The following is an 18,925-nucleotide window of genomic DNA, read 5'->3' on the forward strand; positions in this document are numbered from 1 at the left end:
GGACAGGCCGGCGCGGGCTCAGTCACCCGCGTTGCGGACTTTCCCGGCCATCGCGGCCTCGCCGTCCGTGGCCGGGCCGGGCGATACCGCGCGGTAGAACGCCGGCTGCGGCGGCTCGGCCAGATGGGCCTGCAGCAGTTCGTGCCAGCGGGCGTGGCTGGGCGACTGGCCGAAGCCGAGCGTGCGGTCGTCCACCGCGCGCCACTCGATCAGCAGCAGGTACAGCGGTTCGCGGCCGACCGCGCGGCGCAGCTCGTGCGACAGGTAGCCGGCCTGGCCGGGCAGCAGGCGCTGGGCCTTCTCGAAGGCCTGCTCGAATGCCGCCTCGTGGCCGGGCCGGACGGTGAGCGTGGCCACTTCGAGCATCATCGCCAGCAGGGCCGGGGCCGCGCTCAGCCGCGCGGCCAGTGCGCCAGCGGCAGGCCGGCCACGGGTGAGCGAAAGCTCGGCAGCGTGCTGCCGGCCAGGCTGCCCAGGTACACGGTGCGCAGGTCGGGCCCGCCAAAGGCAATGCTGGCCATCATCGGCGCCAGCGTGCCGCGGCAGGCGGCCATCAGCTCGGGCGTGGTGGTGCCGGCCTGGTAGTGGCGCTCGTACTCGGCCAGGGCCTGCGGCCGGCCGTCATCGAGCAGCGTGAGCACCTGGCCGTCGGGCGTCAGCGCGATCAGCCGCTCGGTGAGCACCAGCGTGATCCACAGGTTGCCAGCCACGTCGAGCGCAAAGCCGTCCGGAAAGCCGCCCAGATCGGCCGGGCCGTAAACCTGCCGGTCGCTCAGCGCGCCATCGGGCATCACCCGCAGGCGCGAGATGCGGCGGGCGTTCGTCTCGGCCACGTACAGCCACTCTTCATTGGCATCGAGCCGGGCCTCGTTGGTGCCCACGAAGCCATCGGCCACGATGCGGATGCCGCGCTCGTCGATCAGGCCCACGTAGCCATCGGCGGTCTTGTCGTTGATCGAGCGGGTCCACGGCACCTGGCGGGTGGTGACGGTGAACCAGATGCGGCCGCGGCTGTCGGTGAGCACGAAGTTGGTCTTGCCCAGCGGCCGGCCATCGAGCTGGTTGAACAGCGTGCGCGAGCGGCCGTCGCGGGTCATCAGCTCGATGGCATCGGTGCCGAAGTTGGCGATCAGGATGTCGCCCTCGGCGCTGAAGGCGATGCCATTGGGCAGGCTGCCGCCCAGGATCAGCGATTGCGCGTCAAGCGGGCGGTCGGGCCCGGCGGCCTGCTGGCGGATGAGCTGCTGCGCGCCATCGGGGGCGATGCGCATCACGCCGCGGGCGTCGGCCGTCCACAGCGTGCCATCGGGCTCGGCCAGGATGCATTCGGGCCGCTGCAGGCCGCTGCCGTGGTGGACGATCTGCGCGCGGTCCACCTGCCAGCCCAGCAGCGGATTGAGGTTGAGGCTCATGTCGGAACGGGAAGGAAAGTGCGGCCATGCTAGGCAGCGCCCCCCGGGCTGGGAAATCGAATCTGGCGATGCGCGGCATCGCCAATGCCCATATGCGGGGCAACCCGAACCCGCCGCGGATCACGCGCCCTGATCCCGCCCTGATCCCGCCCGGTTCCCGCTGCGCGGCCCGCGCCGTGCCGCGCTACCAGGCGCCGCTGTCGTCAAGCCGGTGCGGCTCGAACCGGGCGATCAGAAAGTCGACCAGCGCGCGGGTCTTGGCCGACAGGTGGCTGCGCGAGGGGAACACCGCATACACCTGCGCCGCGGGCAGGCTCCAGTCGGCCAGCACCCGGCGCAGCCGGCCGGTGCGCAGCATGGGGGCGGCCTCCCAGGCCGAGCGCATCAGGATGCCGTGGCCATCGAGCGCCCAGCCGAGCACGCACTCGCCGTCGTTTGACGCCAGCGGGCCGCGCACCTTGACGGTCTCGGTCTTGCCGCCCTGGCGCAGATGCCAGCTGCCGAAGGTTTCGTCGCTCTCGCGGATGAACAGGCAGGCATGGCGGCCCAGGTCGCGCGGCGCGGCCGGCACGCCGGCGCGCTTCAGGTAGGCCGGTGCCGCGCACAGCAGGCGCTGGTTGTGCGCCAGCAAGCGGGCCGTGAGCCGCGCATCGGGCAGCTCGCCAAAGCGGATCTGCAGGTCGAAGCCCTGCTCCACCAGATTGACCGGCCGGTCGGTGAGCTGCAGCTGCACCTCCACATCGGGGTAGCCGCGGGCAAAGGCCGACAGCGCCGGCGCGATGTGCCGGCGGCCAAAGCCCAGCGTCGCGCACACACGCACCAGCCCGCGCGGCAGGGCCCGGCTGCCGCTCACCGAGCGCTCCAGCGCGTCCAGCTCCTCCAGCACCCGCGCGCCGTCGGTCAGGTAGGTCTCGCCCTCGGGCGTCAGGCTGATGCGGCGGGTGGTGCGCTGCAACAGCCGCACGCCCAGCCGGCGCTCGATGGCGGCCAGCCGCTTGCTCACGGCCGGAGGCGTCACGCCCAACTGCTGGGCGGTGGCGGCCAGGCTGCCCTGCTTGAGCAGCAGTGAAAAAAAGGCCAGATCGGAGAAGCCGTCCATTGATAACTTTGAAGACCGAAAGAACTGCCGGGCCGGACATTATGAAACTCTGACTCACGCATAGCATGCGACCTCGACCCCAGCGCCCGAGACCCCCATGCAGCATCCACCCCCGGTTCATTGGCCTGCGCCCGGCGTGACGGCCGACCCTGACCCGCTGTTCGCGGGCTTCGCGTCGCGCCAGGTCGAGGTGGCGCCGGGAGTGGCCATCCACCTGCGCACCGGCGGCCAGGGCGCGCCGCTGCTGCTGCTGCACGGGCACCCGCAAACCCACGCCATCTGGCACAGGCTGGCGCCGGCGCTGGCCCAGCGCTTCACGCTGGTGCTGGCCGATCTGCGCGGCTATGGCGACTCGTCCAAACCCGCCGGCGATGCCGAACACGCCGCCTACAGCAAGCGCGTGATGGCGCGCGACATGCTGACCGTGATGCAGGCGCTGGGCCACGCGCGCTTCAGCGTGCTGGCGCACGACCGTGGCGCGCGCGTGGCGCACCGGCTGGCGATGGACTGGCCGCAGGCCGTGCAGCGCCTGGTGCTGCTGGACATCGCGCCCACGCTGGCCATGTACGAGCAGACCGGCGAGGCCTTCGCCCGCGCCTACTGGCACTGGTTCTTCCTGATCCAGCCGTCGCCGCTGCCCGAACGCCTGATCGAGGCCGACCCGGCCGCCTATGTGCGCGATGTGATGGGCCGCCGCAGCGCCGGGCTGGCGCCGTTCGACCCGCGCGCGCTGGCCGAATACCAGCGGGCGCTGGCGCTGCCCGGCGCCGCGCACGGCCTGTGCGAGGACTACCGCGCCTCGGCCGGCATCGACCTGGTGCACGACCGGGACGACCGCGACCGCGGCCTGCGGCTCGAGCCGCCGCTGCTGGTGCTGTGGGGCCGCGACGGCGTGGTGCACCGCTGCTTCCAGCCGCTGGACGAGTGGCGCCGCGTGGCCCGCGATGTGCGCGGCGGCCCGCTCGACTGCGGCCACTACATCGCCGAAGAAGCCCCGCAGGCCCTGCTGGCCGAGGCCCTGCCCTTTCTGACCGAAGCCTGAACCGGATGCCCGGACAACCCCGATGACCGCCCGAACCCTCTACCGCAAGCTGGTCGACGCGCACACCGTCGCCTGGCTCGATGACCAGAACCTGCTGTTGTTCTGCGACCTGCACCTGATGAACGAGTACACCAGCCCGCAGGCCTTTGCCGGCCTGTACGAGCAGCAGCGCGGCGTGCCCATGCCGGGCCAGAACGTGGCCGTGGTGAGCCACATCATCCCCACCCACCCCACGCCGGTGCGCGTGATCGCCGACCCCGCCTCGGCGCTGCAGGCCAGCAACCTGAAGAAGAACTGCGAGCACTTCGGCATCCCGCTGTTCGACACCCAGGACGCACTGCAGGGCATCGAGCATGTGGTGGCGCCCGAGCACGGCATGATCCGGCCGGGCATGGTGGTGATCTGCGGCGACAGCCACACCACCACCTATGGCGCACTGGGCGCCCTGGGCTTCGGCATCGGCACCACCGAGGTCGAGCATGTGCTGGCCACCCAGACCCTGGCCTACCGCCCGGCGCAGGACATGCGCATCCGCGTCGACGGCGAACTGCCGCCGGGCACCACGTCCAAGGACCTGGTGCTGGCCATCATCGGCCGCATCGGTGCCCAGGGCGCGCGCGGCTTCGTGGTCGAGTTCTGCGGCACGGCGATCGACGCGCTGTCGATCGAGGCGCGCTTCACGCTGTGCAACATGACGGTGGAGGCCGGCTCGCGCGGCGCCCTGATCGCGCCCGACCAGAAGGCCGTCGACTACCTGATGGCCCACGCGCCCGACCTGGCCGACGCGGCCAATCCCCAGCGCGAGGCCGCGCTGGCGGCCTGGCGCGAGCTGCGCTCGGACGCGCAGGCGCACTTCGATGTCGAACACCGCTTTGACGCCGGCGCGATCGCCCCGCACGTGACCTGGGGCACCAGCCCCGACCAGGTGATGGCCATCGACGCCCGCCTGCCGCGGCTGCAGCAGCTGCCCGAGGGCCCGGCCCGCAGCAGCGCGCAGCGGGCGCTGCACTACACCCGGCTGACCGAGGGCGCGGCCATCGAAGGCACGCCGGTGCAGCATGTGTTCATCGGCTCGTGCACCAATGGCCGCATCGAAGACCTGCGGGCGGCCGCGGCCATCGTGCACGGGCGCCGGGTGGCCGAGGGCGTGCGCGCAATGGTGGTGCCGGGCTCGGGCGCCGTGAAGGCCGCCGCCGAGGCCGAAGGTCTGGCCCGCATCTTCATCGAGGCCGGCTTCGAGTGGCGCAAGCCCGGCTGCTCGATGTGCCTGGCGATGAACGACGACGTGCTGGCCGAGGGCGTGCGCTGCGCCTCGACCACCAACCGCAACTTCGAGGGCCGCCAGGGCCGGGGCGCCATCACCCACCTGATGAGCCCGGCCATGGCCGCCGCCGCCGCGGTGACCGGCCGCATCACCGACGCCCGCCAACTGCAGGTGCTGCCATGAGCCTGAACGACACCGTGCGGATCACCGGCCGTGCCGCGGCCCTGCGCATCGAGAACCTCGACACCGACCAGATCATGCCCAAGCAGTTTCTGCGCGGCATCGACAAGTCGGGCCTGGCCGAGGGCCTGCTGTACGACCTGCGCGTGGATGCGCAGGGCCGGCCGCGGCCGGACTTCGTGCTCAACCGGCCGGCGTTTGCCGGTGCGCCCATCCTGGTCGGCGGGGCCAACTTCGGCTGCGGCTCCAGCCGCGAGCATGCGGTGTGGGGCCTGCTGCAGGCCGGCATCCGGGCCATCGTGGCGCCCAGCTTCGCCGAGATCTTCCACACCAACGCCATGAACAACCGGCTGCTGCTGGTGGCCCTGCCCCCCGAGCAGGTGGCCCGGCTGATGGACGACGCCGACGATGCGGCCAGCCCGGCGGTGCACATCGATGTGGGCGCGCAAACCCTCAGCAGCCGCAGCGTGCAGGCCCGCTTCGAGCTGCTGCCGCGCCACCGGCGCATGTTTCTGGAGGGGCTGGACAGCATCGGCCTGTCGCTGACCCACCGCGAGGCGATCACCGCCTTCGCGCAGCAGCACTGGGCCCGATCGCCCTGGCTGAAAGACGTGGCCGCCGCCGCGCGGGCGCGGCTGAGCAGCGGCTGAGGCACGGGCCGCGGCAGCGGCTGAGCCAACCGCTGCCAACCGCTGCCGGCCGGCATCAGGCCCGGCGATGCGCGGCATCGCCAACTCCCATATGCGGGGCAACCCGGGGCGCGTGGCCGCAGCGCCAGCCTGGCGCCTAAACTGCCGCCAGCCCCCCGCACCCTTGCGCCACCGCCCTGCCCCGCCATGCGCTACCAGCGCCTCGACCTGAACCTGCTGACCGCGCTGCGCGCGCTGCTCACCGAGCGCAATGTCACGCGCGCCGGCGAGCAGCTGCATGTGTCGCAATCGGCCATGAGCGGCATGCTGGCGCGGTTGCGCGAGTATTTCGACGACGCGCTGATCGTGCCGGTGGGCCGCCGGATGGAGCTCACGCCGCTGGCCGAGACCCTGGTGGACAAGGTCAATGACCTGATGCTGCGGCTCGATGCCACGCTGGCCACGCGGCCCGATTTCGACCCCGCCACCTCGCGCCGGCAGTTCAGCATCGTGGCCTCCGACTACGTGGCCCAGGTGCTGCTGCTGGATGTGCTGCGCGAGCTGCACCACGAGGCCCCGGGCCTGCGGCTGGAGTTTCGCCACCCCAGCAATGCCGCGGCGGTCGATCTGGAGAACGGCGAGGTCGACTTCGTCATCAACCCGCAGCGCTTCACCACGCCCAACCAGGCCAGCACGGTGCTGTTCGAGGACAGCTACCACGCGGTGGTCGACCGCGCCAACACGGCGGTGGGCGATGTGCTCAGCCTCGACAGCTACCGCCAGCAGCGCCACGTCACGCTGGAGGTGAACGGCCGCCCGCAGTTCGAGACCTGGTTCATCAGCGAGCACGGCGCGCCGGCGCACACCGAGGTGGTGGTCAACGCGTTCAGCCTGCTGCCGCCGCTGGTGCTGGGCACCTCACGCGTGGCCACGCTGCACACGCGCATGGCCTTGCAGGCGGCGCGGCAGTGGCCGGTGCGCCTGGTGGCGCTGGGCTTCGAGGCGCCGCGCCTGGTCGAGACCCTGCAGTGGCACCGCTACCGCGACCTCGACCCCGCCAGCCAGTACCTGCGCGACAAGATCATCCGCCACGCGCGCGCGCTGCCGGCGGTGGAGGCCTTGATGGGCTGAGCGGCGGCGCGGCCTGCAGGCCTTGCTGCAGCCGCAGCTGCTCGGGCGCCAGCGGCCGTGTCCGGGCTGCGGCGGCCAGGGCCGCCAGGGCCTCGGCCCGCGCATCGGCGCCGCCGCTGCCGCCCTGCAATGCCAGGCCCTCGGCCTGGGCCAGCAGCGCATCGCGGCCCACGGCGGCATCGCCGGTCAGCGGCGCCAGGTCTGCCAGGGCCGGCTGCAGCAGCGCGCGCGCCGCGTCGCGCTGGCCCAGGGCCAGCTGGTTGCGTGCCGCCTGCACCTGCAGCCAGGCCAGGGCCAGGCGGTGGCGCGGCTGGTCGGCGTCGGCGCGTTGCTGGTGGGCGCGCTGCAAGGCCATCTGGTAGGCCGGGGCGGCCTCGGCGGCCAGGCCGTTGGCATCGAGCGCGCGTGCGTAGGCCGCTGCAAAGCTGCGTTGGGTGCTGGGCCACAGCGCGTTGCCGGGGTCTTCACGCAGGCGCCGTGCCACGCTGTCCCAGGCCTGCCGGGCGGCGGCCAGGGCGGCCGCGTTCTCGTCCAGCCGCAGCAGGGCCAGGGCCAGGTAGTGGCTGTCGTACATCAGGCCCTGGCGCCAGATGGCGCTGTGCGGGTTGCGGCGCAGGTTGTCCTGGCGGCGCAGCAAGGCGGCCTGCACCTCCTGCTTCATCGCGGCATAGTCGTCCAGGCGCTGGTAGACCAGGGCACGGCCCACGCGCGCATTGGCGATGTTGTGGTTGGCCCACTCCTCGGGCGGCGGCGATCCGGGATCGGTGGCCTGGGCCATGGCGGCCACCAGCGCGGCATTGCCGTACAGCGCCTCGAACTCGCCCTGCGCCTGGGCGTAGTAGCGCAGCGCGTCCTGCGGCCGGCCCAGGCTGGGGCGGCCCGAGTGGTCGTGAAAGTGCGCCAGATTGGTCAGCACGTTGGCGCGCAGCTCCAGCAGGCCGGCGCGGTCGGCCGCGCCCAGCGGCATGGCCAGCGATTCGGCGGCGCGGCGCGCGGCGGTCTGCAGCACCGCCACGCCGCCGGCCGGATCGCCGGCATTGCGGCGCATGTTGGCCTGGGTGAGCAGGGTGATCAGGTGCTGGTTGGCAAAGCGCGCATCGCCCTTGCGGTCGGCCCAGGCCACCTCGGCCAGGGCCAGGGCACGGGCCACGGTGGCCTGGGCCTCGGCGGCGCGCTCGGGCCCGGCAAAGCTGGGGTTGCCCTGGATCTGCGCCAGCCGGCCCAGGGCCGAGGCCACCAGCGCGTTCAGCGCCACATCCTGCGGTGCGCGCGCCAGGGTCAGGTCGAGCGAGGCCACGGTCTGCTTCAGCAAGGCCTCCTGGGTCTTGGCGCCGCCGGGCAGCTGCTGGATCGCATCGCCATAGCGAAACACCAGCTCGGTGGCGATGTCCTTCACGCCGGCCAGCTGCTGGCGTGCCGCGTCGCGCGCCAGCCGCGCCTCGCCGGCCTGCCAGGTGGCGGCGATCAGGCCGCCCACCAGGGCCAGCACCGCCGCCGCCGAGGCGGCCACCGTGGCGCGGTGGCGCCGCGCAAACTTGCCCAGCAGGTACAGGCGCCCGGCCGCGCGGGCGCTGACCGGGTAGCCGCCCAGGTAGGCCTGCACGTCGCTGCGCAGCGCATCGACGCTGGCGTAGCGACGCGCCGGGTCTTTCTCGAGCGCCTTCAGCAGGATGTTGTCGAGGTCGCCCTCCAGGCGGCGGCGGGTGAGCAGCCACTGGGGGTCGGGCGTCTCGTCGGGCGACAGCCGGCTGGGCCGGGTGGGCGCATCCTCGAGCACGCTGCGTGCGGCCTCGGCCGGCGTGCTGGCCTTGCGCCCGGTGGGGCGGGTGCCGGTGAGCAGCTGGTACAGCAGCACGCCCAGGCTGTAGATGTCGGTGGCGGTGGTCACCGGCTCGCCACGCACCTGCTCGGGGCTGGCGTAGTGCGGCGTGAACGGCCGCTGCCCGGCCACCGTGGTGTGGCCATCGCCCTGCGCCAGCGGGTCGAGCGCCTTGGCAATGCCGAAGTCGAGCAGCTTGACCTGGCCCTCGGTATCCACCAGCACATTGCCGGGCTTCAGATCGCGGTGCACCAGCAGATTGCGGTGGGCATGGGCCACCGCGTCGGCCAGCTGCAGAAACAGCTGCAGGCGCTGCTCGAGCGGGCGGCCCTGCACGGCCTGGTCGATGGGCCGGCCGTCCACATGCTCCAGCACGAAGAAGGGCAGGCCATCGGCGCTGGCGCCGGCATCGAGCAGGCGCGCGATGTGCGGATGGCTCATGCGCGCCAGCGCCTGGCGCTCCTGCGCAAAGCGCTGCAGCACGGCCGCGCTGTCCATGCCGCGCTTGAGCAGCTTGACGGCGGCCCGGCCATCGAACTGGCCGTCGGCGCGGCGCGCCTCGAACACCTCGCCCATGCCGCCGGCGCCGATGCTGCGCACGATCTCCCAGCTGCCCAGGCGCTGGCCGATGCGCGAGGGCGGCGCCATCAGCTGCTGGGCGGCGCTGGCGGCCATGAACACGCGGCCACCGGTGGCATCGTCGTGGTGGGCCAGCAGGCTGCGCAGCTCGGCCAGCAGCTCGGGCGGCAAGGCGGCGGCGGCGATCACCGGCTCGCGCGCCGCGGCTGGCAGCTCGAGCGTGGCGTCGAACACGGCCTTCAGCGTGGCCCAGCGCTCAGGGGGAAGGTTCATGGGGCTGCATTGGACATCGTCTGGCGGCAGGCCGCGGCCGGGCCGGCGGGCAGCGGCCGGCGCCCGCCGGGATCAGCGTTCGGCGCTGAGCCGGGATCAGCGCTCGGCGCGCGCTGGGATCAGCGCTCGGCGCTGAGCCGCGCCACCACCACATCGGCCAGCTGTGCCAGGCCGCCGCCCACCAGCTCGCGGTAGCGCTGCGGGTCGGCCACGGCCTCCATCTCCTTGCTGGCGTGGCTGTCCTTGCTGCTGCTGGCCAGGCGGATCAGACCCACCAGCACCGCGCCGGCCACGTCGCCGGCGGTGGTGGCCTTCTCGCGCACCTCGGCAAAGGCCGCCGGGTCGAGCGCCAGCGTGTGGGTCATGGTCATGGTGCTGCGCCAGGGGCCGGCCTGCACGCCGACCATCACGCCGTCGATGCTGGGCAGCACCTGGCCCGAGGTGCGGGCGCTGAGCGCCATGCGGCCGAAGAAGCCCTTGTTGTGGTCGCTCAGCTCGACGAAGTTCACGCGCAGGCGCATCTCGATCAGGCTGGCGTTGAGCTGGTTCGACAGCTCGATGGTGTCGGTGATGTCACCCACCGCCGACAAGCCGTTGCCCAGCCCGGCCAGCGCTCCGAACACCCCGGCCGATGGCTTGGCCGGCCCGACGCTGCCGCGCGCAAAACCGAAGATGCCCAGCCCGGGCGGCGACATCACCAGGCTGGTGTCGCTCTTGACCGGCGCCTGCCGGCCGCCGGCCACCAGCTTGCGGTACAGCGGCGAGGCCTGCAACTGCTCGGGCGGCACCAGCGCCACGCCGCTGGCCTGCAGGCGCGCCAGAAACTGCGCATGCAGGGCATTGGTGAGGGCCTGGAAATCGGCCTCGCCCACGCCCAGCAGCTGGTAGTACAGCGCCGAGCTGGCGCGCCCGGCGCTGCCAAAGCCCGAGGTGTGGGTGGCGATGTGGTCGGCGGTGACGAACTCGACCGCAAACACGGTCACCGCCGCACGGCTCATGCCCTTCAGGCCCCGCAGCTCGGGGATGCTGAAGGCCTTGGCCGCCAGCTCGCCGGCGTTGAACCCGGCATTCACCGGCACCACGATCGGTGGCGCCTCCTTGGCCGCCGCCTCGCCCGGCGTCAGCGCCAGCCACAGCGCCGCCAGGCCGCACAGCAGGCTGCTGACCAGCGTGGTGCCCTGCGGCCGCCTGCGCGGGCTTGGGAGGGTCGGGCTGGGCATCGGGCTGGGCATCGAACAGGGCATCAAGCAGGGCAACAGGCGCATGGGGTCTCCAGACAAGGGGTGGCGGCCGCAACAGGCCTTGTCGGGTAGCGCAGCAGCGCGGCGCGCAAAGGATCACCGCGCGCGCAGGCCCGCCCCCCGCAAGCGGGGGCCGCTGCGGGCAAGCCCCGGCGGCGCGGCGCGGCCTGGCTCGCACAATGCCGCGATGCACGACCCCTTGCCGCTGCCCCACCCCGCCGACATCACCCAATGGCTGACCGAACTGGATGCCGGCGACGGCGCCGCAGGCGCGGGCCCGGCCGCGCCGGGCGGGCCGGTCAACCAGCTGTTCGCGGCCCTGTACGGCGAGCTCAAGCGCAGCGCCAGCGCGCAGATGCGCAAGGAGTACGCCGGCCACACGCTCAGCGCCACCGCGCTCACCCACGAGGCCTGGTTTCGCCTGACCGAGCAGACCCGCACCCGCTGGCAAAGCCGCAGCCACTTTCTGGGCATGGCCGGCATCATGATGCGGCGCATCCTGGTGAACCACGCGGTGGCCAAGGCCGCGGCCAAGCGCGACGCGCCGCTGGTGTCGCTGACCCTCACCGAGGCCCAGCAGGTGGCCGGCGACGCCGGCAACAGCGAGGTGCTGCGCGTGCACGAGGCCCTGCTGGCCTTTGAGCAGGTGGACGCCCGCGCGGCACGGGTGGTGGAGCTGAAGTTCTTTGGCGGGCTCGAGGTCGACGAGATCGCCGAGCTGCTGGGCCTGGGCAGCGCCACCGTCAAGCGCGACTGGGCGCTGGCGCGGGCCTGGCTGCACCGCGAGCTGCAGGCCTGACAGGCAGCGAAGCGGCCCGCCGCGCCGCGCCCACACGCTGTGGATCACCCGCCGCGGGCGGGCTCATCCACCGCCCGGTCAGTCGAAGTTCATGCTGAAGCGCACACCGCCATAGCGCTGCGCATCGCGCGCCGGCTGGCCGATCACCGCATTGGCCGTGGCGCCCCACAGGCCGCTGAAGAAGTCTTCGGCATTGACCAGGTAGAAGCGGTTGGTCACGTTGTTGACGAACAGCGTGAGCGCGTACTTGCCATCGGGCGAGCTGGCCGTGGCCCCCAGGTTCAGGATGCCGAAGGCGCCCTGGCGGGTGTAGGGGTTCTGGTTGGCCTGCAGCACCGCGGCGCTGCGCCAGGCGTACTGCGCGTTGACGCGCAGGTCCCAGGGCAGCAGGGTCTGCGCCAGGCCGTGGTCCAGGCCCAGCGTGAGCTTCAGCTTGGGTGAATCGGGCATGGTCTTGCCCGACAGATCCTGCGCGCCCACGGCCGCGCCGCTGGCGGTGATGCAGCCGGCGCTGCTGTCCTGGCCCGGGTAGCAGGCCGCCCCCTGGTAGCGCAGGAAGCGGGCGTCGATGTAGGCGGCGCTGGCGCTCACCCGGGTGTCGGCGCCGGCGTTCAGCACCGCGTCCATCTCCACGCCGCGGGTGCGCGCCTTGCCGGCGCTCGAGAGGATCAGGTTGTTGACATAGCCGGTGCCGTCGTTGGCGAAGATCTGCACCTGGTAGTTGCGGTAGGCGGTGTTGAACACGGCGGTGTTGAGGGTCAGCGCGCCGCCCAGCAGCGTGGTCTTGGCGCCCAGCTCGTAGTGGTCGATCTGCTCTTTGTCCACCGGCGCCAGGCTCTTGCCGTTGTCGGCGGCCTGCAGGGTCTGGGCGGTGTTGAACGCCCTCGGCTTGTAGCCGCGGGCATAGGTGGCATAGGCCATGCGGTCGTTGCCGAACTTGTGGCGCCAGGTCAGGTCGCCCACGGTGGCCTTGGCGCTGTCGCTGCCGGCCGAGGACAGCGCGTTGCCGAAGTCCTGGATGCTGTAGCGGATCTGGTCGCGGTTGTAGCGCAGGCCGGTGAGCAGGCTGTCGCTGGGCGAGATCGTCCAGGTGGCGCGGCCGTACAGCCCCAGCGAGCGGGTGCTGGAGTGCACCGCGTCGATCTTCGGGTTGACGAACATCTCGCGGTTGTCGCTCAGGTCGACCTTCACGTCGCTGTAGAACAGGCCGGCCACATAGCTCAGCGGCTGGTTCAGCGGCGAGGCCACCTTGAACTCCTGGGTCAGCGAGGTCGGCTTCACCTGGATCGGCTGGCGGTTGTAGTAGTACGGCGGGCCGCCGGCCTCGGGCGCGGGAATCGGGCCGCGCAGGTCGTTCAGGAAGTAGGTGGCCACGATGGGCACGTCCTGCACGTTGTCCTGCCGGTTGCGCTGGTGCGCGGTGGTGGAACTGAAGCTGTGGTCGCCCACGCGCTTGTCGATGGTCAGGCTCAGGTCGCGGTCGCGCGTCTTCGAGCGCATCTGCACCGGCGACGCATAGTCGGTGTTGCCGTACTGCGGCGTGATGCCCGGCAAGGCGGTGGCCTGGGTCACGCCATGGCCGGCGTTGAACGGAAAGTACGGAAACAGCTCGGCGCCGGCCGTGAGGTGCTGGTAGGTGAAGGTGCCGCCCCTGGACTCGCCCTCGGCCACGCGGGCGGTGAGGGTCAGGTCCAGCGTCTTGTCGGGGCTCAGCAGCAGCTTGGCGCGCGCGCCGTGGCCGCTGGAGCGCGAGTGCTCGTCGCGCATGCGGTTGTAGATCGGGTACTCGCGCTGCTGGCCGTACAGGCTCAGGCTGTAGGCCAGCAGCGGGCTGATCGGGCCGGTGACGAACAGGTTGCCGCGGCGCTCGTTGTCATTGGTCAGCGTGAGCCCCAGGCTGCCCTGGAAGCTGCGCGCAGGCGCCTGGGTGACGAAGTTCATCACCCCGGCCGATGCGGTGCGGCCGCCCAGCGTGGCCTGCGGCCCCTTGAGCACCTCGACACGGCGCACGTCCTGCAGCTCGTTGGCGGCGGTGGAGTCCGAGGGCACCGGCACGCCGTCGATCAGGATCGCCACGCCCGAGGTCAGGCCCACGGCGGCCTGGTTGGCCGAGGTCGAGATGCCGCGCATGGCATATGGCACACGGCCGTTGAAACTGCCCTTGAGCTGCACCGAGGGCACCAGCTTGCTGATGTCGGAGATGTCGGTGGCATTGGCCTTGTCCAGCGCATCGGCCGACATCACGGCGGCCGCCACCGGCGTGTCCTTGAGCCGCTCGGTGCGCTTTTGTGCGGTGATCACCACCTCCTGCGACTTGCCGCCCTCGCCCTCGGTGGCAGGGGCGGTGCCCTGCGCCAGGGCCAGGGCCGGCAGCAGGCCGGCCAGCATCAGCACGGTGGCATGGGCCACGGGCGTGGGCCGGGCAGCGTGGGGTGTGTTCTTCATGTGTTTGTCTCCTGGTGGATGCGGGGGCGGATGACCGCCAGGCCACCCGGCCGGCAAAGGCTGGGTTGAGCGCTAAGAAATGCTAAGAACCCGCCCCACGCGCCACCAATCGTTTCGACCGATGCGCGCCATTGCGGCGCCTGATGCATGGCCCGTCTTCCTGGGCGAATGCGCCACGCCGGCACAGCCCGCGGCCTGCACACAAAGGGTTTGTCAGGAGAGGCGCGCTGTGCCTGCGGCACCACAGGCGCCGTGGCCGGCGGCGCGCCAAAACAAGCAGGCCCGGCGCCTGGGCACCGGGCCTGCAGCGGCCGGCCAGCGCGCCTGCTGCGGCGCGCCCACGCTGCAGCGCTAGAAGCCGAAGCCGCCGCCGTCCACGTTCATCACCTGGCCGGTGTAGAAGCCGGCGTCGTCGCTGACCAGGAAGGCCAGCGCACCGGTCAGGTCGTCGGGCACCTCGGTGCGCGGGATGAACTGCCGCGCGCGCACCTGCTCGAAGGCCTGCGGCGGCAGGTTGGCCGCGCTGCCCGGGTGGCGCGTCAGCCCGGGCGAGATGGCATTGACCGTGATGCCCTGCCCGCCCAGCTCGGCGGCCAGCGCACGGGTCAGCCCGATCACGCCCATCTTGCTGCTGGCATAGGCCGCCATGCCCGGCGGCGGGCCCCACACGGTGCTGCTGGCCAGGTTGACGATGCGGCCCCAGCCGCGCTCGGCCATGCCCGCGCTGAAGGCCTGGGCCAGCAGAAAGGGCGCGTCGATGTTCACCGCCATGATCTGCCGCCACAGCGCGGCCGTGATCTCGCGCAGCGGCGCCATGGGCATGAAGGCGGCGTTGTTCACCAGCACATCCACGCGGCCCATGCGCGCCAGCGCTTCGGCGGCAAAACGCTGCACGTCGTCGGCATCGCCCAGCTCGCAGCCCAGCGCCTCGGCCTGGCCGCCGGCCGCGCGCACCCGGGCCACGGTCTCGTCGCAGGCCGCGCGGTCGGTCAGCAGCAGGCGGTGGCCGCTGGCGGCCAGGCGCAGTGCAAAGGCCTGGCCCAGGCCGCCGGCCGCGCCGGTGATCACGGCCACGCGGGCCGCTGGGATGGGAAGGGATGTCATGCCGGTGGCTCCGTCGCGTGAGGGGGTGGATGGCGGCCCGGCGTGGCGGTCCGCTTCAGGGTTGCCGGGCGGCCGGCGCGCCCGCGCTGAACAGCACGCCCATCAGGCGGCCAGTGCGTATCAGCGGCGCCGATGGCCGGGGCTCACAACGGCGCACGCAGTTTTTGCTGGGCGTCGCGCATGATGGCCGTGTGCTCCTCGCGCGAGCCGCCCAGCTGCTCGATCTGGCCCATGCGGCCCGAGGCCGTGACCACCAGGCGCGCGCGGTCGTAGTGGCGGCCGGCATAGGCCAGCAGGGCGCCTTCCAGGCTGTGGCGGCGTGCCAGCTCCTCGGCCAGCACCAGCGCGCCTTCGATGGCAATGCCGGCACCCGAGGCCAGGTGCGGCGTGGTGGCATGCACCGCGTCGCCCAGCAGCACGATGCGGCCGTGGTGCCAGGGCCCGTCGATCATGTGGCCGGCCAGCGGCCGGTACAGCAGGCGGGCGTCGCGCAGTTCGCCGCGGCGCAGCGCGTCGCGGATGTCGCCCACCGGGCCGCCAAATTCGGCCAGCAGCATGGCCAGCTGCTCGGGCCATTGGTCTTGCGGGATGAAGTCCATGCCGGCGCGCCGGTCCAGCACGAACAGGTAGCACTCGGTGGCGCTGATCGGGTTCATGCCCGCCTTGGTGGTGGCGCCCATGTAGATGCTGCTGTTCTCGCGCAGCCGCGGCACCACCGCGCGCCACGAGCCCTGGCCGCTGAACATCGGCCCGGCAAAGCCGGGCATCACCAGCTTGCGCACCGCGCTGTTCACGCCGTCGGCACCGATCATCAGGTCGAAGCGGCCCTGCGAACCGTCGCTGAACAGCACCTGCACACCGTCGGCGTGCTGGCTCATGCGCTCGAAGCTCAGGCCCAGGCGCACCGTGGCCCCGGCGGCCTGCGTGGCCAGGCCCAGGATGTCGGCCAGCACCGGGCGCAGGATGCCGCCGGCACCCGGCAGGTCTTCGGCCCCGATGGCCGGCGCCACCGGCACGGTCATGGTCACGGCGCCCTGGGCATCGCAGATGTCCACCGCGTTCCAGTGGCCGCCCTGCGCCAGCACCGGCTCGATCACGCCCACCTCGCGCAGCGCGCGCAGCGTGGGGCCGCTGATCGTGATGCCGGCCCCGTCGGGCGCCCAGTTCGGGTTCTGCTCGATCAGCGTGACGGCCACGCCCAGCTTGCGCAACTGGATGGCGGCGCACATGCCGCCCACGCCACCGCCCACGATCAGGGCGTTCTGGATCAGGGCCATGCTCTTGTCTCCTGAATGAATGGGGCTGATGATGGGTCTGAGGGCGGGTCTGAGGGTGCTGGCGGCAGGCCCGCCACCGGCTGGCTCATGTGCGGCCACCCAGCTGCTCGGCCAGCCAGTCGGCGATCTGGTTGCCGGCGTTGTGGGGGTTGTCGAGCGAGCTGTGCTCCACGCCACCGGTGCTGGCGTCGAAGATGAACAAGTCCTTCTTCGGGCAGTTCACCAGCTGCTCATAGGTCTGGTGCGCGTACTTCAGCGGGATCTGGCGGTCGTTCTCGCCGTGGGTCACGAGAAAGGGCACGCGGATGCGGTCGAGCACGCCGTTCAGGTGCATGGCCTCGGCCTTGGCAAAGAAGTCGTCCATGTCGTGCGCGCCGAACACCCATTGCACATGCTTCCAGTAGTGCGGCACCGGGTTCTCGCCCTCGCGCTTCAGGCGCGCCTGCTGCACCGCGCGCCAGTCGTGGTTGGCGCCCCACACGGCGCCGCAGGCAAAGCGCGGCTCGAAGGCCAGCGCACGCGGGCAGTAGTAGCCGCCAAGCGACACGCCCAGCGCGCCGATGCGCTGCGCATCCACCTCGGGCCGCTGCTGCAGCCAGTCGACGATGGGGCTGGCCCAGACCTCGGTGTTGGCCACCGCCGGCAGGCCCTGCAGGCGCAGCGCCTCGCCGGTGCCCGGCTGGTCGATGAACAGGGCCGACAGGCCGCGCCGCGCAAACAGGCTGCCCATCACGCTCTTGGCCAGCATCTCCTTGGTGCTGTCCAGCCCGTTCATCACCAGCACGAGGGGCGCGCGCTGGCCGGGCTGCAGGCCCTCGGCGCGCACCAGCAGGCCGCTCAGGTGCGAATCACCATAGGGCAGCTCGATGCGCTCGCAGTTTTCGCGGCCGTGCCGGCGCGCCAGCGCGAACAGTTCCAGCGAGCGCCGGTACATCGCCAGCCGGGCCTCGAAGCCATGCGCCTGCATGCGCTCGGCAATGCCGTAGTACAGCGCGGCGCGGCCGTACTTCTCGCCGGCCGACAGGCCGTGGCCGCGCGCCAGGTCAGCGTCAGCCAGCGCGATCAGCCGGTCGCCGCCGCCCTTCCAGGCGGCGTAGAAGGCCTCGGTGCCGGGGTCGTCGCCGGCGCGGGCCGCCTCCAGGATGGGCGCGCACATCGCGTCCACCTCGCCGATGTTGCCGCCGTGGGTCAGCGCAATCATCGTGGACAGGCTCCACACGTAGTTGCTGGGAAAGTACTGGAACATGGCGGTCAATCAAAGAGGGAGGGAAGCTCGGCCGGCACGAACACCTGGCCATCGCGCACCGTGGCCGGCACCTTCACCAGGTGCTGGCCGGTGCAGGGCCCGGCAAAGCACAGGCCGCTGCGGATGTCGAAATGCGCCGAGTGCGCGTAGCAGACGAGGTGGCTGCCGTCGCCCGACAGGAACTGGTCTTGCCGGTACTCCATGGGCCGGTGCTCGTGCGGGCAGTCGTTGAGCCAGGCAAACACCTCGTCGCCCTGGCGCACCACGCACAGCTGGTCGTCCAGCCCGCGCCGCAGCAGGCCGCGCGCGCCGCCATCGGGAATGTCCGTCAGTGCGCAAAGATGTTGAAGAGGCTCGGTCATGTCTTTACCCAGCGACTGCCGTGGCGCCGGCTTTGCCGGGCCACTGGCAGTGCCGCCTTGAGGGGGCGCGCGAAGCACGTAGGGGCTGGGCTATTCCCCGGGCGCCCACTTGGGTGCGGCGTTGAAGAGAAAGATCTGCGAGTTGTCCTTGCCCGGATCGCAGGCCCGCGGCACCCAGTGCTCGTCGTGGATGTCCATGTCGGCATCCACCTCCATCACCGCGCCGAAGGGGCTGTTGAAGTACCAGAAGAAGTTGCTGCCCAGGATGTGGCGGCCCGGCCCCCAGAAGCTCTTGTAGCCCTTGCGCACGAACTCCCAGCCGTGCTGCAGCACCTCGGCCGCCGAGCCCAGGTGAAAGGTGAAGTGGTTGCAGCCCACCATGTGGTCGTTGAAGCGCTGGATCATGAACAGCGTGTGGTGATCCTGCGTGCCGGCCGGCCGCATGAACGGGCCGAGCTTGTTGAAGCGGTCGGTGGTGACAAAGCCCAGGCGCTGGTAGAAGGCCTCGGCCTTGACCGCATCGGGCACGAAGTACACCAGGTGGCTCAACGAGCGCGGCTTGATCACCTCGTCGGGGTTGGCGGCGCAATCATTGGGCGCGCGGCCCGGTGGCTGGCCCGGCACGTTGAAGCCGAGAAAGCGCGCGGTGTAGGGCCTGCGAAGGGTCATCTGGAAGCCGATGGCGAAGCCGCCGTCGTCCATCGCCCGCAGCACGCCATCGGCGCCGCGTTCGGCCGGGCGGTCCTTGGCCAGTTCGGCCTGGAGGGCATCGAGCGAGGCCTCGTCGGCCACGCCGTAGATCGTCTCGCGCAGGCAGGGGCTGTGCGCGCCGGGCGGCAGTGGCGGCAGGCTGGCATCGTGCGCATGGCGGATGGTGATGCGCGTGCCGTCCAGCGCCTCGTAGCTGCCGCCCACCGCGGGGTCGAAGCCGGTTTCGTCGAGGCCGTAATCCAGCAGGTACTGGCGCGAGCCGGGCATGTCGTCGACGCCGAAGACCAGGTTGTCGAGTCCGAGGATGTTCAT

General features: G+C 71.8%; 16 protein-coding genes. 5 read left to right on the top strand and 11 right to left on the bottom strand.

Going from position 1 to position 18,925, the window contains the following annotated elements:
* Positions 1-18: 18 nt before the first annotated feature.
* The 3 genes from N4G63_RS17535 to N4G63_RS17545 all read right to left on the bottom strand — a co-directional run bounded on the left by N4G63_RS17535 (position 19) and on the right by N4G63_RS17545 (position 2,511).
* A complete protein-coding gene (locus N4G63_RS17535; protein WP_260787552.1) occupies positions 19-369 on the bottom strand; it encodes an antibiotic biosynthesis monooxygenase family protein in 351 nt (116 codons plus the stop codon).
* Between the two features lie 23 nt (positions 370-392).
* Positions 393-1,412, bottom strand: a complete 1,020-nt coding sequence (locus tag N4G63_RS17540; RefSeq protein WP_314599996.1) for an SMP-30/gluconolactonase/LRE family protein — start codon at positions 1,410-1,412, stop codon at positions 393-395.
* Positions 1,413-1,596: 184 nt separating this feature from the next.
* Positions 1,597-2,511, bottom strand: a complete 915-nt coding sequence (locus N4G63_RS17545; protein WP_260787550.1) for a LysR family transcriptional regulator — start codon at positions 2,509-2,511, stop codon at positions 1,597-1,599.
* 97 nt (positions 2,512-2,608) lie between these two features.
* Between N4G63_RS17545 and N4G63_RS17550 the strand changes: the two genes are divergently transcribed.
* The 4 genes from N4G63_RS17550 (at position 2,609) to N4G63_RS17565 (ending at position 6,757) form a co-directional block, all read left to right on the top strand.
* Complete coding sequence (locus tag N4G63_RS17550) at positions 2,609-3,553, top strand: alpha/beta fold hydrolase (protein ID WP_443112066.1); 945 nt, start codon at positions 2,609-2,611, stop codon at positions 3,551-3,553.
* Positions 3,554-3,575: 22 nt separating this feature from the next.
* Entirely contained in the window at positions 3,576-5,000 is a 1,425-nt protein-coding gene (gene leuC / locus N4G63_RS17555; protein ID WP_314599997.1) for a 3-isopropylmalate dehydratase large subunit, read from the top strand.
* Entirely contained in the window at positions 4,997-5,647 is a 651-nt protein-coding gene (leuD, locus tag N4G63_RS17560) for a 3-isopropylmalate dehydratase small subunit (RefSeq protein WP_260787548.1), read from the top strand. The genes leuC and leuD overlap by 4 nt, the downstream gene beginning before the upstream one ends.
* Before the next feature lie 186 nt (positions 5,648-5,833).
* Positions 5,834-6,757, top strand: a complete 924-nt coding sequence (locus tag N4G63_RS17565) for a LysR family transcriptional regulator (protein WP_260787547.1) — start codon at positions 5,834-5,836, stop codon at positions 6,755-6,757.
* Here N4G63_RS17565 and N4G63_RS17570 read toward each other — a convergent pair.
* Both N4G63_RS17570 and N4G63_RS17575 read right to left on the bottom strand, forming a co-directional pair.
* On the bottom strand, positions 6,708-9,428 hold the full coding sequence (locus N4G63_RS17570; protein WP_260787546.1) for a serine/threonine-protein kinase: 2,721 nt from the start codon (positions 9,426-9,428) through the stop codon (positions 6,708-6,710). The two genes, N4G63_RS17565 and N4G63_RS17570, sit on opposite strands and share 50 nt — an antisense overlap.
* Positions 9,429-9,547: 119 nt before the next feature.
* A complete protein-coding gene (locus tag N4G63_RS17575) occupies positions 9,548-10,648 on the bottom strand; it encodes a hypothetical protein (RefSeq protein WP_260787545.1) in 1,101 nt (366 codons plus the stop codon).
* A 208-nt stretch (positions 10,649-10,856) separates the two neighbouring features.
* Between N4G63_RS17575 and N4G63_RS17580 the strand changes: the two genes are divergently transcribed.
* On the top strand, positions 10,857-11,468 hold the full coding sequence (locus N4G63_RS17580; RefSeq protein ID WP_260787544.1) for an ECF-type sigma factor: 612 nt from the start codon (positions 10,857-10,859) through the stop codon (positions 11,466-11,468).
* A 78-nt stretch (positions 11,469-11,546) separates the two neighbouring features.
* On the opposite strand, the gene N4G63_RS17585 is transcribed toward N4G63_RS17580, so the two are convergent.
* The 6 genes from N4G63_RS17585 to N4G63_RS17610 all read right to left on the bottom strand — a co-directional run bounded on the left by N4G63_RS17585 (position 11,547) and on the right by N4G63_RS17610 (position 18,925).
* Positions 11,547-13,913 carry a TonB-dependent receptor gene (locus tag N4G63_RS17585; RefSeq protein WP_260787543.1) on the bottom strand — a complete coding sequence of 789 codons (2,367 nt, stop codon included), beginning with the start codon at positions 13,911-13,913 and terminating at the stop codon, positions 11,547-11,549.
* 351 nt (positions 13,914-14,264) lie between these two features.
* Positions 14,265-15,017, bottom strand: a complete 753-nt coding sequence (locus N4G63_RS17590) for an SDR family NAD(P)-dependent oxidoreductase (protein ID WP_260787542.1) — start codon at positions 15,015-15,017, stop codon at positions 14,265-14,267.
* Positions 15,018-15,160: 143 nt separating this feature from the next.
* Complete coding sequence (locus N4G63_RS17595; RefSeq protein ID WP_260787541.1) at positions 15,161-16,294, bottom strand: FAD-dependent oxidoreductase; 1,134 nt, start codon at positions 16,292-16,294, stop codon at positions 15,161-15,163.
* A gap of 85 nt (positions 16,295-16,379) precedes the next feature.
* Positions 16,380-17,540: an alpha/beta hydrolase family protein gene (locus N4G63_RS17600; RefSeq protein ID WP_260787540.1), complete on the bottom strand. Its 1,161-nt coding sequence runs from the start codon at positions 17,538-17,540 to the stop codon at positions 16,380-16,382.
* Between the two features lie 5 nt (positions 17,541-17,545).
* Positions 17,546-17,902, bottom strand: coding sequence for a Rieske (2Fe-2S) protein (locus N4G63_RS17605; protein ID WP_260787539.1), 357 nt, complete (start codon positions 17,900-17,902; stop codon positions 17,546-17,548).
* Positions 17,903-17,992: 90 nt separating this feature from the next.
* A complete protein-coding gene (locus tag N4G63_RS17610; RefSeq protein WP_260787538.1) occupies positions 17,993-18,925 on the bottom strand; it encodes a VOC family protein in 933 nt (310 codons plus the stop codon).

This window comes from Aquabacterium sp. OR-4 (assembly GCF_025290835.2).
Taxonomy (GTDB): domain Bacteria; phylum Pseudomonadota; class Gammaproteobacteria; order Burkholderiales; family Burkholderiaceae_C; genus Pseudaquabacterium.